The 16,200-nt window shown below is 67.8% G+C and carries 8 protein-coding genes; 2 read left to right on the top strand and 6 right to left on the bottom strand.

The features are described from left to right. Positions 1-62 precede the first annotated feature (62 nt). From recD to recC, 3 genes are read right to left on the bottom strand one after another with little or no spacing between them, the layout of a single operon-like run. Entirely contained in the window at positions 63-2,018 is a 1,956-nt protein-coding gene (gene recD / locus L0U81_RS05930; protein ID WP_233800797.1) for an exodeoxyribonuclease V subunit alpha, read from the bottom strand. Continuing rightward, positions 2,015-5,734, bottom strand: coding sequence for an exodeoxyribonuclease V subunit beta (gene recB, locus L0U81_RS05925; protein WP_233800795.1), 3,720 nt, complete (start codon positions 5,732-5,734; stop codon positions 2,015-2,017). The genes recD and recB overlap by 4 nt, the downstream gene beginning before the upstream one ends. Further along, positions 5,731-9,123, bottom strand: coding sequence for an exodeoxyribonuclease V subunit gamma (gene recC, locus L0U81_RS05920; protein WP_233800793.1), 3,393 nt, complete (start codon positions 9,121-9,123; stop codon positions 5,731-5,733). The genes recB and recC overlap by 4 nt, the downstream gene beginning before the upstream one ends. Before the next feature lie 214 nt (positions 9,124-9,337). Here recC and L0U81_RS05915 point away from each other — a divergent pair, with 214 nt between their 5' ends. Then, positions 9,338-11,734 carry an FUSC family protein gene (locus tag L0U81_RS05915; protein ID WP_233800791.1) on the top strand — a complete coding sequence of 799 codons (2,397 nt, stop codon included), beginning with the start codon at positions 9,338-9,340 and terminating at the stop codon, positions 11,732-11,734. A gap of 19 nt (positions 11,735-11,753) precedes the next feature. Here L0U81_RS05915 and L0U81_RS05910 read toward each other — a convergent pair whose 3' ends face one another. Both L0U81_RS05910 and L0U81_RS05905 read right to left on the bottom strand, forming a co-directional pair. Then, positions 11,754-11,963 (bottom strand): hypothetical protein, encoded by a 210-nt coding sequence (locus tag L0U81_RS05910; protein WP_233800789.1) that lies wholly within the window; start codon positions 11,961-11,963, stop codon positions 11,754-11,756. Positions 11,964-12,040: 77 nt separating this feature from the next. Then, on the bottom strand, positions 12,041-12,514 hold the full coding sequence (locus tag L0U81_RS05905) for an Lrp/AsnC family transcriptional regulator (RefSeq protein ID WP_233800787.1): 474 nt from the start codon (positions 12,512-12,514) through the stop codon (positions 12,041-12,043). Positions 12,515-12,652: 138 nt separating this feature from the next. On the opposite strand from L0U81_RS05905, the gene L0U81_RS05900 reads away from it, so the two are divergent. Further along, positions 12,653-13,321, top strand: coding sequence for a cysteine dioxygenase family protein (locus L0U81_RS05900; protein WP_233800785.1), 669 nt, complete (start codon positions 12,653-12,655; stop codon positions 13,319-13,321). A 63-nt stretch (positions 13,322-13,384) separates the two neighbouring features. Here L0U81_RS05900 and L0U81_RS05895 read toward each other — a convergent pair whose 3' ends face one another. Continuing rightward, positions 13,385-16,141 carry a mechanosensitive ion channel domain-containing protein gene (locus tag L0U81_RS05895; protein WP_233800783.1) on the bottom strand — a complete coding sequence of 919 codons (2,757 nt, stop codon included), beginning with the start codon at positions 16,139-16,141 and terminating at the stop codon, positions 13,385-13,387. Between the last annotated feature and the right edge of the window lie 59 nt (positions 16,142-16,200).

The raw sequence follows: 16,200 nt of genomic DNA, 5'->3' as shown, positions 1-16,200 counted from the left end.
CCGCGCGCGCGATCCGGCTCGATAAGCCCACCACCCCGGCTGTTCCGACTGTTGTCCCGCGATCAACGCGATGCATCCGCAATCCGTGCTGCCAGCCCCGAATCACGCTGCGTCGGCGTCGCGATTGCCTGCGCGAGCACGGCCCGCGCGCCGATCACCTCGACACATACGCGCGCGCGAGTGATCGCCGTGTACACGAGCTCACGCGAGAGCACCCGGCTAAACGCCGACGGCAGCACCAGCACCGCGTGCTCGAATTCCGAACCTTGCGACTTGTGGACCGTCAGCGCGAACGCGGTGTCGTGCGGCGGCAGCGCGGCCGGCGACACCGCGCGCACACCGCCGTCGCCGGTACGGAAGTACACGCGCAGCGCGCCACCCGCGCCCGGCAGCGCAATGCCGATGTCGCCGTTGAACAGACCCAGCGCGTAATCGTTGCGCGTGACCATCACCGGACGTCCGGCAAACCACTGCGCGCCGACCGCGAGCGTGACGCCCGCGGTGCGCCGCACCTGAGCCGCCATCGCCGCATTGACCTGATCGACGCCGCGAGATCCGAGCCGCGTTGCGCACAGGATGCGGAAGCGGTTGAGCGCGTCGAAGAGCGGCAATGGATCGGGCGTATCGGTGGCGAGCGCCGCGGCAAGTGCGTCGGCATACGGCGCGAAGCCGGCGGCGAGTCGCGCGATGGTGCGCTCGGCCAGAGCCGTGTGCGTGTCCTCGTGCAGCGCCGCGGCGCAGACGTCGGTCGGGTCAATCCGCAATACGTCGAGCGCCGCGCTCGGCGAGCCGTTGCGAATCGCGACCGACAAACGACCGATCGGCGACTCGAGGCCGAAACGATAGTTGCGCTCGAGCCAGACGACGCAGTCGGCGAGCGGGTTGCGTTCGGTCGCCGATTCGAATGTGTCCGGCGACGCGCTTGGCAAAGCCCGCGCGAGCCGCGCCTCGTCGATGCCGAGCGCCTGCGCGACCCGCCGCAATCCGCTCGGGCTCAGCACCGGCCGCGCGCTGAGTTCGGCGAACACCGCGCCCGCCTCGACCGCGGCGAGCTGATCCTTGTCGCCTAGCATCACGAGTCGCGTCTGCGGCGCGATCGCGTCGAGCAGATGCGTGGCCATCGCGACGTCGATCATCGACGCCTCGTCGATCACGACGACGTCGTAAGGCAACGGATTCTCGCGATGATGCCGAAAGCGCCCGCCCGGCCCCGACCCCAGCAAGCGATGCAGCGTGTACGAAGTCTGCGGCAAACGCGCGGCGAGCTCGGGCGGCAGGTCACCCGCGCGCGCGAGCAACGCTTCCTGCATCCGCTGCGCCGCCTTGCCGGTGGGCGCTGCGAGCGCGATGCGCAGATCGGCGCGCGCATCGAGCAGACACGCGAGCACGCCGACCACGGTCGTGGTCTTGCCGGTCCCCGGCCCGCCGCTGACGATCGTCAGCCGCCCCGACAGCGCCATCACGGCCGCGACGCGTTGCCAGTCGACGTCGTCGTCTTTCGGCGGGCCGAAGTAGCGCAGCAGGCGCTCACGCAATGCGGCGGGGTCGGTATCGACGTCGGCCTTCGCGATGTGCGCTTCGCCCGTCGCATGCGCGACCAATGCTTGCGCCAGACGCCGCTCGTAGTCGTAGTAGCGCGCGAGATAAAGCCGCCCCTCGCCGTCGATCACGAGCGGCCGCAACGCCGCCGCGCCCGCTGCGCCGTCGCTTGCCATGCCGCTCGCGAGCAGCGCCGCGCGCACCTCGGCGCTCGACGCGTCGAAGCGGCGCGCGAGCGTCGCAAGCGGCACGCACACGTGGCCTTCGGCCGTCGCGCGGCTCGCGGCGAACGCGCCGCGAGCGGCCCACTTCACCACCTCGGTCGATGCGCCACCGCGCCGCGCAAGCATGCCGATACGGCGCGCGAACCCTTCGGCGAGCGCAATGCTGAAATCGGCCGGGGCGGGCAGATTGACGCCGATGTCTTCGAGCCCGAGCGGCGCGGCCGGGCGCGCATCGAGCGTGCCGGGCGTGCTCATGCGCCGCCTCCGATCATCGCCGCGTCGAGCAGCGCCACGAGTTCGAACGGCGCGCGTCGCCTATGCACGCCGGCTGAACCGTCGGCGTCACGCCAATCGGGTCGCACGCCGCGCACGAACAGATAGAGATAGCCGCCGATGTGCGTGTCGTACGCATAGTCGCGCACGCGCGTCTTCAGGTAGCGATGCAGCGCGACCGTATAGAGCAGCGCCTGCAGGTGATACGCGTGACTCGCCATCGCCGCTTCGAGCGGCTCGGCCGCGTAGTCGGCGGCGGTGTCGCCGAGATGGTTCGATTTCCAGTCGACGATCCAGAAGCGTCCGTCGTGCTCGACGATCATGTCGATAAATCCTTTGACGTACCCGCGCAGCGCGCCGGGCTCCAGCGCGACGTCGGGATAACCGTATTCGATCAGCAGCTCACGCAGCGCCGGAAAATCGAGCGACGGCGCCGCGAACAGAAACTCGAGTTCGTTCAGGCGCCGACGCGGATCGAGCCGCGCGAGCGTCATCCCCGGCACGAGTTCGGTCGAAACGACGTCGGCGATCAGCCGATGCATCATCGCGGGCAAACGCGCGGCGAGCTCGGGCTCGGCTGGCGCCGGACGCTCGCGCAGCGCGCCGCGGATCGCATCGGGCCACGTGCGAGCGTCGGTGAAATCAGCAAGCTCGAACATGCGATGCAGGCACTCGCCGGCCGCGGCGCCGCGTGGGAACGCGAGGATGTCGTCGTCGGCATGCGCCGGGGCGTTCGCCACGGCGACCGGTGCAAGCACCGGCGCGGACTCGGGCGCATCCGCGATTTCATCGTGATCGGGCCGCACGTCTTCCTGCGGCGCGTGACCATGCGCCTCCCCGCTCCTGCCGCCTGCCGCGATCAAGCCGCTGAAACTCGCCATACGCCACTGATCGCGCAACGGCCGCCGATTCGTGCGCGCGTACAGATTCGCACCCTGATCCTGCAGACTTTCGAGCGGCACGCGGCGCGTCACTTCGGGCAGCGCCTGCAGCGTGACCGGTCCGCCCGCGAGCGCGTGCCAGCTTGCCGCCAGGGCGGCTTCGTCGGGCGGCTCGGCGAGCCACGCGTCGAACGTGTGGCCGCTGCCGCCCACGAGCCAGTTCAGCACGCTGCGGCGCGACTCCTTCGTCGAGCGCGAGGACAGGTACGTGCCCGCGACGAGGTAGCAGCGATACACCGCCCGCGTGAGCGCCACATAGACGAGCCGCGCACGTTCCGCCGCCTGCTCGCGCACCGCGTAACGCGACGCGCGCTCGGCTTCCTCTTCGTCGCAACCGTAGTGCAGCACCGCCTCGCCGCTGTCGTCGTGATACTCGCGCGCATCGGGCAAGCCCGATGACGGCGGCTCGCGCAAACCACCATCGTTCAGAAACGGACAGAACACGACCGCATATTCGAGCCCCTTCGACTTATGGACCGTGACGATCTGCACGAGATTGCGATCCGACTCGAGCCGTAGCTGTGCCTCTTCGCCGCCGCCCTGCTCGCGCTGCGCGGCGAGCCAACGCAAGGTCGGCGCGATGCCGGGCTGGGTGGCCGCGCGCGCCTGCACGAGCTCGGAGAGATGGTTCACGTTGGTCAGCCGGCGCTCGCCCTCCGCTCCCGCGACGAGCCGCTGCGCGACGCGCAGCTCGCGCATCAGCGTGCGCCACATCACCGCGAAGCCGCGTTCGTGCCACAGCATCCGGTAGCGCGAAAAACGTTCGACCCAGCCCATCGCGTCCGCAGGGTCGAGCGCTTGCGTCGACTCGTCGACGGCTGCTGGCGCATCGGCGACCTGCGTGAGACGCCACAGCGCGGCGGCGTCGAGCCCGAGCCAGTCGGTGGCGAGCGCGGCGCGCAGACGCCGTAGATCGCCGGGCGTGTCGATGGCGGCCAGCACGCGCTCGATCTGCTCCGCATCCAGCGTCGCGAACACCGACGCCTGCGCCAGCTCCACGCTGCCGACGCCCCACGCCGCGAGCACGCGTTTGACGAGGCTGCCCTGCTTGTGGGTCTGCACGAGCACGGCGATATCGCCGGGTGCGAGCGGTTTGTCGCCGATCATCACCACGCCTTCACGCGCACCGCGCAACAGCCGCACGATCTCGGCCGCGCAAGCTTCGCTCGCGGCGCGCTGCGCGTCGCGTTTGCTTAGCGCGGCCTCGCCTTGCGGCAACGTCCAGATGCGGAAATCGCCGCCGCTCGCGTCGGGATCGGCAAACGGCGCGCGGCGGCGCTCGCCCGCGCGCACCGGCTGATAGTCGAGCCCGTCGAGCACGAACGCCTGCGGATTCGCTTCGAAGATCCGATTGCACGCGTCGACGATCGGCGCCGTCGAGCGCTGGTTGACCGCGAGCGTGTAGCACGCGGACGCCGACTCGCGCGCCGCGAGGTACGTGTGCAGATCCGCCGCGCGGAAACTGTAGATCGCCTGCTTCGGATCGCCGACCAGGAACAACGGTCCGGCCGGCGCGAAGATGCGGCTGAAGATCGCGAATTGCAGCGGATCGGTGTCCTGGAACTCGTCGATCAGCGCGGCCGGATAGCGGCTGCGCAACGCATCGGCGAGCCACGAATGCGCGGCGAGCGCGCGATACAGATTGGCGAGCAGATCGTCGAACGACACGACGCGGCGCGTGCGCTTGCGCGCCACCAACTCGGCCGGTGCGTAGTCGAGCCAGGTCCGCACGAGCGCGAGCCAGCGCGCGCGCTGCGCGGCTTCGGCGGCAACCACTGCCACAGCCAGCGCTTCGGCATGCTCGAAGAACGGATGAGCGGGCGGCTCGAACTTGACCTTGGTCGCCTTCTTCAACGCCGACGCCGTCAGCTTCAATGCGGCGCGCGGCGGTGGCGCATGGCAGTCGCCCTGCGCGAAGTAGTCGCTCCACGCGGCGATCGCGGCGCTCACGTGATCGGGCTTGTGCGTGGTCTTGCTCAGACGCTCCTGCGCCTCGGCGAGCAGCGCGATGATCGCGTCTCGTTCGGCTTGCCAGATCGCGCACGCGTCATCGAAGCCGGCCTGCGGATCGGCGCTTGCGCCGTCCGCCTCGACACTGCCCCAGCGCAATTGCGCAAGCGGCTTTTTCAGGCGCCGAGCCAACTGCTCGTCGAGCGATGCGGGGCTGGCGCGCCTGGCCACCAGCCACGCGGCGAACGCCGGATGCGCATGCGCGACCGGCTCGACCTGCTCGCGCCAGAAGTCGGCGGCGAGTTCGAAACGCAGTGATGCGTCGTCGGCTTCCATCTCGAACGCGAACGGCATCGCCGCCGCGAACGGCGCTTCCTGCAACGCGCGCTGACAGAACGCATGGATCGTGTGGATCGCGGCCTGATCGAACGTGCGCAGCGCGCGGCGCACCACCTTCAACGCAGCGTCGCGCTCGATGCCGTTCTCCGGCGCGAGCGTCGTCTCGAACAGCCGGCGGATGAACGGATCGCCGCCGTCGTCGTCCATCTCGATCGCGCGATGCAGCTCCGCGAGACGGCCGCGAATGCGTTCGTGGAGCTCCGCGGTCGCCGCCTTCGTGAACGTGACGACAAGAATCTGATCCGCGTTCAGGTTCTTTTCGAGCAGCAGCCGCACATACAGCGCGCAGATGTTCCACGTCTTGCCGGTGCCCGCCGATGCTTCGATCTGGTTCACGCCGTCGAGCGGACACGCGAACACGTCGAGCTCGTCGGCGACGAGACTGTGATGGCGCAGCGCGTCGCTCATGAGGCGCTCCGCAGGTGCTGGATCAACGGCTTGAAGACGATCGCAGCGAGGCTGCCGAACGGTTCGTCGAGCGTGAGCTGCGTGCCACGCAGCGCGATGCGCAATGCGGGGTCGTCGGATTCGCCGCGCACGCGGTCGTTGATCCACACGCCTTGCGCCGCCGATTCGCTCTCGCTGACCCTCGCCCATGCGCTCTTCGGGAAGAAGCGCAACGGCAGCCGGCGGCCGGCATTGAAAAGCGCCAGCAACGGCGCGAGCTCCTCGAGCGGAGCCGCGACCGGCGCGAGCTCGAAGCTCTCGCCGCTGCCGTGCCACACGGTGCGACGCGGACCATCCGGCCGCGCCGCGCAATAGACCAGATGCGCGAGCCACGCGGACAGATAGTCGCGCGCGCTAGCTTTGGCATATCGAAAGATCACTTGTCCTGTTCCGGTCAGCAGGTTCAACGTGCCGCGCAATTGCAACGGCGTTTCGGCGGACTCGCGCAGCAGCGCGTCGTAGTCGCCGAACAGGGTGACGGTGCTATCGGTGCCCTCGCCGCCCTGCGGCCAGCGCGGCGCGACATCGAGCACGAACGGCAGGCGCTCGACGCCGGTGGCCACTTCGCGCCGCACGCTCGACGCCAACTGCCGCAGCGCGGACAGCTCGCGCGCGCGCCATACCGCGCCGGTCGCGCCGCCGGGCAGCTCGGGGCTTGCCTCGGCGACGCGCTGCACGCGGCTGAACATCACGTCGTCTTCGGTGTCGGCGTCGAGCAGTACCGGCAGCAGGCGCTCGGCAAGCGCGTCGCGGCCCGCGTAGTCGAGATCGAACGGCTCGGTGTCGAGCAACTCGCCCTGCGCATCCGACAACGCGATACCGAGCCGGTCGCGCAGCAGCGCGCGCGCCGGATGACGCCAGAAGCGCACGAAGTCGTCGAACCCGACCTCGTGCGTGTCTTCCTGCGGCAGTGGTTGATCGAAGAACGGCGCGGCCGCGGGATGCTGTGGCTCGGCGAGCAGCGTGGCCAGCTCGGCGCGATCGGCGTCGTACGTGAACAGGTCGGGCTTCGCCGAAAAATAGTCCGACGCGAACGCCTGCAACGGATGCTCGACGATGAACGCACGCCGTGCGCTGTCGATCTCGGCCGGACTCGCGTCCTCACCCGCCGACACCCGCGCGAGATGATCGAGCAGTTCGTCGACGAGCGCAGCCGGCGGCAGCGGCGCGTTGTCGCGAATGCTGCGGCCCGTGTAAGCGATGAAGAGTTGCTCGCGTGCGGCGAGCAGCAGATCGAGGAACAGATTGCGCTCGTCGTCGCGGCGCTGACGGTCGCCCGCCTTGCCGAACGCGGCCATCAGGTCGAATTCGTCGGCGCGCGCGAGCGACGGCAGCACACCGTCGTCCATGCCCAGCAGACAGACGACGCGAAATGGCAAGCCGCGCAGACTCGTCAGCGAAGAAAACGTCACGCTGCCCCACGGCACACCGCCGCGCGCGGGGTCATCGAGCGCTTCTTTGAGCGCGGTGCGCACCACCGAAGCGGGCAGCAACACATCCTGCGCGCCGGCCTGCATCGCGGCGCTCATTGCGTCGAGCGCGTCGCGCACCGCCGCGAGCGAATCGGCGAAGTCGACCCCGCCGTCGAAGCACTGCGCGAGCGTTTCGAGCAGCAGTTGCGACCAGTCGGCCGGCGTGCGCTCGATCGCACAGTTCGCCGCGAAGCTGTCGATATCGTCGACGAAACGCGACAGGCGGCCGAGCAATTCGGCGTCCGAACCATCCGCGCCTTCGACCGGCAGCCACGCATCGACCGGCTCGCCGCCGGCCGGCATCGCATAGCCGAGGTAGAGGCGCGTCAGCGCATCGGCGAACGTATGACGCGCGACCGGCACGTGCTCGCCAACCGGTTCGAGCGGCGTGAGCCCGCGCCGCGCGCCGGCCGCCGCGAGCCATTCCTGCGCGGCTTCGAGCGAATTCGCATCGATCCCGTAACGCACCGCGACCGCATCGACGCGCAGCCATTCGATCAGATCCGGGGCGCCGACGCTGCGCTCGGGCAGCGCGAGCCAGTCGAGCAACAGACGCGCGACCGGATTCGCCTGCGACGGCGGCAAGCCGGTTATCCGGTACGGAATGCGGCGCGTATCACCGGCGGGCGTGGTGCCGAACACCGCGTCGATCAGCGGGCCGGCCGCAGCGAGATCGGACACGGCGACCAGCACGTCGGACGGTTGCAGATCGTCGAACTCGTCGAACCAGCCGAGCAGGCGATCGTGCAGCACTTCGAGCTGTCGCGACAGACTATGGCAGACGTGTACCTCGATGCCGCGCTCGAGCGGCGGCTCATCGGCATCGGCTTCGTCGCGCAGCTCGACGATGCCGTTCTGCACGGCGGCGAGCCAGCTCGGCTCGGGGTTTCCGGTGAAGTCACCGGTCTCGGCCGAGGCGGCGCTCTCGGTCAGCTCGTGCAGCATATGCAGCTGCGCCTGAGTCTGACGGCCCCATTCGGCCAGCAGCGGATGACCGACTTCCTGATAGTCGAGCTGCCCCGCCGCGTCGAGCGCCTGCACGCGCCCTTCGCTGACCACGTCGAACCAGAACTCGCGGCATGGGTTCATCACGTACAGACGCACGTCGATCCAGCGCGACAACGCTCGCAGCAACGCGATATGCAGCGGCGGCATGGTCGGCAGCGCGAACACGCTGACCGCCTCGGGCCATTGCGCGTTCGAAATTGCTTCGAGATCGAGCGCGCCGATTTCATCGAGGAACCTATACGCGGGCGGCAGTGCGGCCGCGGACGTTTGCGCATGACCGCTGGCTTGCGCGAGTTCCGCGAGCACCGCGCGCCACAGCGCCGCCTGCCAGCGCTCGTCCTCGCGCGCCGCGTCGCTTGCGCCGGCGAGACGCGGACCGGTGTCATCCGCCGCGCCACTCGCGAAGATCGAGCCGCCCTTCTGCCATTGCAGCAGCCATTCGGGGCGATAGGTCAGATAGTGATCGAGCACGGTCGCGACGCGCCGGGCGAGTTCGTAGCGCATCGACGCGTCGGCCGCGTCGAGATAGCTGCGCAGACGCGGCGATGCGTTCCACGGCAGCGCTTCGTCTGCGTCGCCCAGCAGCCGGTAACAGCGCCACACGAGCCGGTCAGGCGCGAACGGCGAATGCTTCGGCACCTCGATCACGCCGCCGATCTGCGCCCACAGCCATTGCGCGAGATAACAAAAGCTCACGTTCGCGCAGATGCCCTGGCGAGCGGCGATATCGAGCTCGAGTCGCCGGCGCACGGCCGCGCTCGGCACGATCACGGGCCGCGCGGTCCACGGGTCGGATGGCGCTTGCGCGAGGTCGTCGAGCAGCGCGCCGACCAGCGTTTCGTAGCGGTTCGAGTAGAAAAGCTGAAGCATGGATTCCCGATGACACGTGGCACGCGGATGGCCTGCGAGCTACGCGCGCGGGCCACGGCAGACATTGAAGCGACAGCATAACAAACCCACCCACCAGGGCATAACCTGGCCGAATGGGCGAGGTCAGAACGCGCGCAAAATCAGTTAGACTCGACGGCAGTTTCGCGCTGTCTTTCCAATTGCGGTTCCCTCGGTGAATGGATTCAGGTAGTCGATGCGCTATTCGGTCGAAATAAGAAAATTCCTTTATAGCCAGTATTTCTATGGCGGCCTGCGCATCGCGGTCGGTGTGTCGTTACCGGCCATCCTGTGCCTGATCGTGTTCCACGATCGTGAGCTCGGCTTCACGATCGCGACCGGCGCGCTCGGCGCCTGCGTCGTCGACATGCCGGGCCCGCTCAAGTACAAGCACAACGAGATGCTGGCCTGCACGGTGATCGGCTTTCTGTCCGCGCTCGCCACTGGCCTCGCCACCGTCAATCCGATCGCGCTGTGGTGCACGGTCGTGCCGCTCACGTTCGTGCTGTCGCTGATCGTCGTGTACGGCAACCGCTGGCCGCAGATCAGCTTCGCGACGCTGTTCATGATGGTCATGACGCTCGAGGAGCACTTCACGCCGATGCAGGCACTCGTGAACGCGTCGTGGATTCTGCTCGGCGGGCTCTGGTACACGTACTGGTCGACCTTCGTGAGCCGCTGGATGATGCATCGGATCGAGCAGCAGGCACTCGCCGAAAGCGTGTTCGCGTGCGCCGACTATCTGCTCGCGCGCGCCGCATTCTACGATCTCGACAACGATCTCGACGAGTGCTACCGCAATCTCGTCGACAAGCAGATCTCCGCGGTCGAGCGCCAGGACGCGGCCCGCGACATCGTGCTGCGCAATCTGCCCAAGTTCAAGCGCGGCAAGCTCGAACCACACCGCGCGATGCTGTACAACCTGTTCATCAATACCGTCGATCTGCACGAGTTGTTCGTCGGCGCGCAAACCGATTACACGCTCGTGCGCAGCACGTTCGGCGGCTCCGATCTGCTGGTGTTCTACCGCGACCTGATCCGCAAGGCGGCCGAAGATCTCGAGGAGATCGGCCTCGCGGTGCTGCAGAATCAGGCGCCGCGCAAACGCGTGAACGTGAAGGCGGAATTGCGCGCGATCGAGTATGAAATCGAGCTGATGCGCAAGCAGGAACTGCCGACGCAGAACCCGGAGGCGTATTCGGCGGTGTCGTCAAATTTTCGCCGCATCTGGAGCGCCACGCGGCTAATCGACAGGATGCGCCGAAGCCTCACGACCGAGCCGAGCCCGACCGAAACCGAACTGCGCATTGACCAGGCGCTGACCCGCTTCGTGTCGAGCCGGCGCGTGCCGTTCGGGCAGATCTTCTCGAATCTGACGATGGCCTCGCCGAGCTTTCGCCACGCGTTGCGCGTGACGATCGCGGTCGCCGTCGGCTTCTGGCTCGGCCGCCTGTTGCCGCTCACGAACGCATACTGGATCGTGATGACCACCGTGATCATCCTGAAGCCAGGCTACTCGCTGACCAAGCAGCGCAACGGGCAGCGGATCATCGGCACGCTGATCGGCTGCGCGGCGAGCATCGCGCTGATCATCTTCGTGAAGGAGCCGCACATCCTGATGGTCGTGATGTTCGCGTCGATGGTGATGAGCTACAGCCTGCTGCTGTTCAACTACGCGGCGAGTGTCGTGTTCACGTCGTCGTATGTGCTGCTGCTGTTCCATCTGCTCGCGCCGGGCAGCCTGCGCATCATCGGCGAGCGCGCGATCGACACTGTGGTCGGCTGCGCGATCGCCATCGCGGCGAGCCACCTGTTCCCGTACTGGGAGTACCGCTTGATGGGCAAGCTCGTGAACAACATGATCAGCGCGACGCGGCAGTACCTCGAGGCGAGCTGGTGGTGGAGCGGCAAGCCGGCCGCGGCGGTGGTCGCGACCGTGACCGAAGCGGGCGCGCGCGCGCCGGCGGCGGCGATGGCGGATCCGGCGATCGGCTTTGGCGGCCCGGCACTCGCTGTCGCTGGAGCCAAAGCTGAAGGGGGTAGCGGCGTCGGCACGCTCGGCGCCGGGCGGACCACCGCGGCGGCGACCGCTCTCGACCGCGATTACCGCTATCGGCTCGCGCGCAAGAATGTCCACGTCGCGTTCGCGAATCTTGGCCAGGCGTTCCAGCGGATGATGCTCGAACCGAAGTCCGCTCAGAAGTTCGTGCCGGAGTTGAACGGTCTGCTGGTGCGCGGCCACGTGCTCGCGTCGCAGATCACCGCAGCCGCGCCGCTGTTGCGCACCTCCGCGCAACAGCAGCAACAGGTGGAAGACGTTTCGCTACAGCCGCTGCAGCGCGCTTTGAGCCTCGTGCGCGACAACCTGAGCGCCGCCGAAGCCGGCACCGCGTTGCCCGCCGAGCAAAGCGAGCAGATCAAACTGATGAATCGCGAACTCGATGCGATGGTCGTCAAAACGGAGAATTCGCCGGACTATACGGCCGATGCGGTGCACGACACGAAGCTACTCGCGCATCAATGCAAGCAGATGCTCGCGGCGTCCGCGCAGATTCGCAAGGACGCGAGCATGATCCGGCTGCCGGAGGAGTGAAGAAGGAAACGCGCTGCCGTTATTGCGCGGCGCCGCTCGCCGGCTTGATCGCATTGGTCGCCACGGCAGCTTCCGAGGTCGCTGAAGGCGCCTGCGCGTCCTGGCTGTCGAACTCGTGCTTTTCACGGATCGCGTTGTAGAACAGCGTGGCGATCACCAGCAGGATCGCCACCACGAAAAAGACGGCGATGCCAAAGGTCGGGTTCTTCTTGCGCGGCGGTCTGGTCATGAAGCGGCTCGGTTCGCGAAGCGGTCGCGGATGGGTCGGAAAGGCGGCATTCTACGCCCATCCAATCTCCGCGACGATCAGGTCACCGCCGAAGAGCGCACCGGCAATGCCGTCGAATACTTGATCTGCTCCATCGCAAAGCTCGAACTCACGTCGTATAGCGGCACGGCCGTGATCAACTGCTTGTAGATGCGGTCGTAGTCGTCGATATCGGAGACCACCACGCGCAGCAGATAGTCGGTCTCGCCGCTCATCCGGTAGACCTCGACCACTTCCGGAATATCGCGCACCGCCTGCGTGAACGCGCTGGCCCACGCCTCCGTGTGCTGATTGGTGCGCACCGCCACGAACACCGTCGTCCCGACGCCTAGCTTGCGCGCATCGCACAGCGCCACCTGCGCGCGAATCACGCCCGCCTCCTTCAGGCGCTGCAGCCGCTTCCAGCAAGGCGTTTGCGACAGATTCACGCGCTGCGCGAGTTCGGCGATCGGCATCGTAGCGTCAGCCTGCAACAGTTCGAGCAGCTTCCGATCGATGATATCCATGCCCATACCACCACCCCCTATAGGAATTTATTCTACTTTTCTGACGGTCGAGGGAATTATATGGAAACTCTTTCTCCGGTCAAACGGGTATAAATAACGACACCGAAATCAGCCGACAAGCAGCGGACACGCTGCATCAAAACCATGATCGACGAGCTTCGCGCCACCGCTTTCGAGCGTCTTCCCGACTACCTGATGTCGATCCCGGACCCGGCTCGACCTGAAGCCGCCGCGTCGCCGACGCACACACCCGGCGACATCGGACGCACGCCGCTCGAGCGCCTGTGCGATACGCTCGACGCGATGTTCGAAGCCTGCTCGACATTCCCGGAACCATCGCATTCGACGTTCTTCGCGCGCACCATGCGGCTCGCGCTCGCCGAGGCGGCCGCCGACCCGGCGCTGCTCGCGCCGGCGCAACGCGAAGGTTCGGCCGACACCTATCGCCGCCATCTGCTGTTCGCCGATCCACGCGGCCGTTACGCGATTGCCGCGCTGGTCTGGCAGCCGGGCCAGGCGAGCCCCGTGCACGCGCATCACACGTGGTGCGGTTACACGGTGGTCGACGGCAAGCTGAGCGAAACGATTTTCGAATGGGACGACGCGCAGCAATGCGCGAGCGCCCTGCGCGTAGAGGCACGAAATCGTGGCGCGGTGTCGTTCGTGCGCAGCGGCCGCGGTGCGATTCATCGGCTCGGCAACTGCAGCAATGCGCCGGCCCTGTCGTTGCATATCTATGGTGTCGAAGGCGCGCGGATCGGCACGCATGTGAACGACATCGTGCGCGGGGCGGACGCGGCGGAGCTGGTTTGACAGTTCGATGTCACGTCGTGAAGTGATCGCGCGACTACGCCATCGCGCAAACACACTCCCGACTCAACGCTTCCCGCCCCCGTCACCCGCCGTCGGAATCTGCGGTGCCACCGGCTCGCTCTGTCCGGTGGCCGGCGGCGCCGGACGCGGTTCGTGCGACACGTCACGCGCGGGCGCAAACGGCACCTGCGCCGATGCGCGCGCCGCCGGGCCAACGCCACGCGCTTCATACCCGGCTTCGCGCGGATACTCGTGTACTACCTCGCGGGCTCTCTCGCGCGCGGCTTCATGCGCCCTTTCATGGGCTTTTTCGTGTCCCCGCTCGGGTGCCGCGCCCTGAGCTTTGTCGTGCGCGCCGAACCCGGTCATCTCATCGTCGCGCAATGGCTCGCCCTCACTATCCTTCGACGACGTGTAGAGCCGCATCTGCGCGACCGGAATCTCGATCCCCGCCTCGTCCATCTTGCGCTTGAGCCGCAGGTTGAAAGCGCGCGCGACACTCCATTGCTGCAGCGGGCGCGTCTTGATCTGCCCTTTGACGACCATCCAGTTCGGATCGAAGCGGTCGAGGCCCCACACCTCGATCGGCCCCAGCATCTCGCGCCGGTAACGGAAATCGGCCATCAGCTCGGCGCCGACTTCGCGGATCAGCTGCGTGATCTCGTCGACATCGGTCGAGAACGACATGCGCACCTCGAACACCGCATACGCGAAATCGCGCGACAGGTTCTTCACGATCTTGATCTGCGAGAACGGAATCGCGTGGATCGCGCCCTGCCCGTCGCGCAGCCGCACGGTGCGGATCGACAGGTGCTCGACCGTGCCCGCGTGCCCGCCATCGACGTCGATCCAGTCGCCGACCGAAATCGTGTCCTCGATGATGATGAACAGGCCCGTGATCAGGTCCGTCACCAGCGACTGCGCGCCGAAACCGATCGCCAGACCAATCACGCCCGCGCCCGCGAGCAGAGGCGTCACGTTGATGCCGAGGTTGGCGGCGGTGACGATGCCGCCGATCGTCATGATCGTGACCAGCAACACGTTGCGCACCAGCGGCAGCATGGTGCGCGCGCGCGTGCTCGGGCTGCGCCCCTTGTTGCGCGGGCCGCCCGGATTGAGCGACTCGGTGATCGCGGTGTCGACCAGAATCCACAGCAGCCACGCGATGAACAGGGTCGCGACGATCGCCGACATCGCATGCGCGATGCCGCGCGCCGCGACGTTTTTCTCGATCACAGCGGCCAGCGACACGTCCCACAGACGCGCCGCGAATTCGAAGAAAAACAGCCAGATGAACAGCGTCAGCAGCGTGCCGCAAAAGCGCAGCAGCCGCGTCAGGTACGGCGAGCGGCGCCGCGCGCGGGCGCTGCGCGGCCGCGTCATGCGCAGCACGATCGCCGACAGGAAAAACGCCAGCACCAGCAGCAGCGCCGTGACGACCGAGATCTGCAGCACGTCTTCACTGGAGCCGGAGCCGCCTAGCGTCGCGACCACCGACGCGGCCGCGAGCACCAGCACCGGCAGGTGCCACAGCGAGCTGAGCACGTCGAACGCATCGGTCGCGGCCTTGTGGTCGTTGCGCTGCTCGTACGGCCGGTTGCGGATCAGGTGCGCGACCGGCCGGCGGAACGCGAGCGCGAAATAGCCGGCGAGCACGGCGGCCGTCATGTTGGCCCCGGTCGAAATCAGCGCGGCGAGATTCGTGCCGAGCTGATGCGCGACGTCGTAATTGACGGCCGCGTCGCCGAGCGCGCCGCACACGCCGATCACGAACAGCACGCGGCGCGCGTGATCGATCAGCAGACGCACCGCGACGCGCCGATGGCCCGAGCCGAACAGCGAAAACATGATCAGACAGATCGCGGAAAATACCGCGCCCGCGACGATCGCATATGCGACCACGAGACCGAGCGTGCGGCCTAGCGCATCGGGCATCGCGCGTACGAACAGCAGCGCCGCGATGAACGCGATGATCCATGGACCCACGCGGCGCAGCGCGAAGATCACCAGCTCGAGCGTGGTGGGGTTGGGCCGCAGCACCAGCTCGATCCCGAAGCGCCGGTACAGCCGGTGCTGCAGATAGATCAGCGCGCCGGCGCAGGCGCCCCAGCCGGCCAGCATCGCCACCATCGACAACAGGATCCTGCCGGGGCCCTCGCGTCCGTGGCCCGCGACGATCGTGTATAGCTCGTTGCCGGCCGCGGTCACGCGCCCGCTCCAGTAGCGCAACGGCGTGCGGCCTTGATTCACGTCGGATTCGAACGACGCGATACCCGACGCGATCGCGCCGAGCAGGCCCGGGCTCGGTTGCGCGGGCGCGGCTGGGCCGACAGTTTGCGCGGCGCTTTGCGACACGTCGCGCAGCTTTTTCAACTGGGTGACGAGCGCGGTGCGCTGATGGTCGTTCTCGAGCGTGGCGATCACGCTGTCGAGCGAGCGCGCGAGCTCCGCCTGGCTCGCTGGCGACGGCGCCGACGCCGCCTCGGCCGCCGAGGCACCCGATGCCGCGGACGCGGGCGTCGTGTTCACCGTCGCGCTGTTGATCAGGCTCTGCAACGCCGGGATCACCGGCGTGCCGCCGCCGACCGCGGGGCCCGCAGCTTGCGCGGTGCGCGGCAGCGCGCCGATGCACAGGATCAGCGCGGCGCACAGCAGCGCCGCAAACCAACCGCTCGCGCTCGCGCGCGGGCGGGCGTCGCCGCTGGAAGGGGTGCGAGCGGTGGGGCTGGAGGAGAGATGGAAGGCGGTGCGACTCGCCGGCTGCTGTCCGCCGCCGGACGGCGCAGCCCCGGACTCGCGCCGCGACGGGCATGACTGCATGGCAATCCGGAAGAAAACGGGAGACGCCAGTGTAGCCGCAGTTTTGCCCGGCGCGCCCG

The organism is Paraburkholderia sp. HP33-1 (assembly GCF_021390595.1).
GTDB lineage: Bacteria > Pseudomonadota > Gammaproteobacteria > Burkholderiales > Burkholderiaceae > Paraburkholderia.
This window is presented reverse-complemented; position numbering and strand designations above follow the sequence as displayed.

Coding starts and splice junctions, on each gene's coding strand:
- recD (WP_233800797.1), bottom strand. CDS start 2,018: ATGAGCACGCCCGGCACGCTCGATGCGCGCCCGGCCGCGCCGCTCGGG.
- recB (WP_233800795.1), bottom strand. CDS start 5,734: ATGAGCGACGCGCTGCGCCATCACAGTCTCGTCGCCGACGAGCTCGAC.
- recC (WP_233800793.1), bottom strand. CDS start 9,123: ATGCTTCAGCTTTTCTACTCGAACCGCTACGAAACGCTGGTCGGCGCG.
- L0U81_RS05915 (WP_233800791.1), top strand. CDS start 9,338: ATGCGCTATTCGGTCGAAATAAGAAAATTCCTTTATAGCCAGTATTTC.
- L0U81_RS05910 (WP_233800789.1), bottom strand. CDS start 11,963: ATGACCAGACCGCCGCGCAAGAAGAACCCGACCTTTGGCATCGCCGTC.
- L0U81_RS05905 (WP_233800787.1), bottom strand. CDS start 12,514: ATGGGCATGGATATCATCGATCGGAAGCTGCTCGAACTGTTGCAGGCT.
- L0U81_RS05900 (WP_233800785.1), top strand. CDS start 12,653: ATGATCGACGAGCTTCGCGCCACCGCTTTCGAGCGTCTTCCCGACTAC.
- L0U81_RS05895 (WP_233800783.1), bottom strand. CDS start 16,141: ATGCAGTCATGCCCGTCGCGGCGCGAGTCCGGGGCTGCGCCGTCCGGC.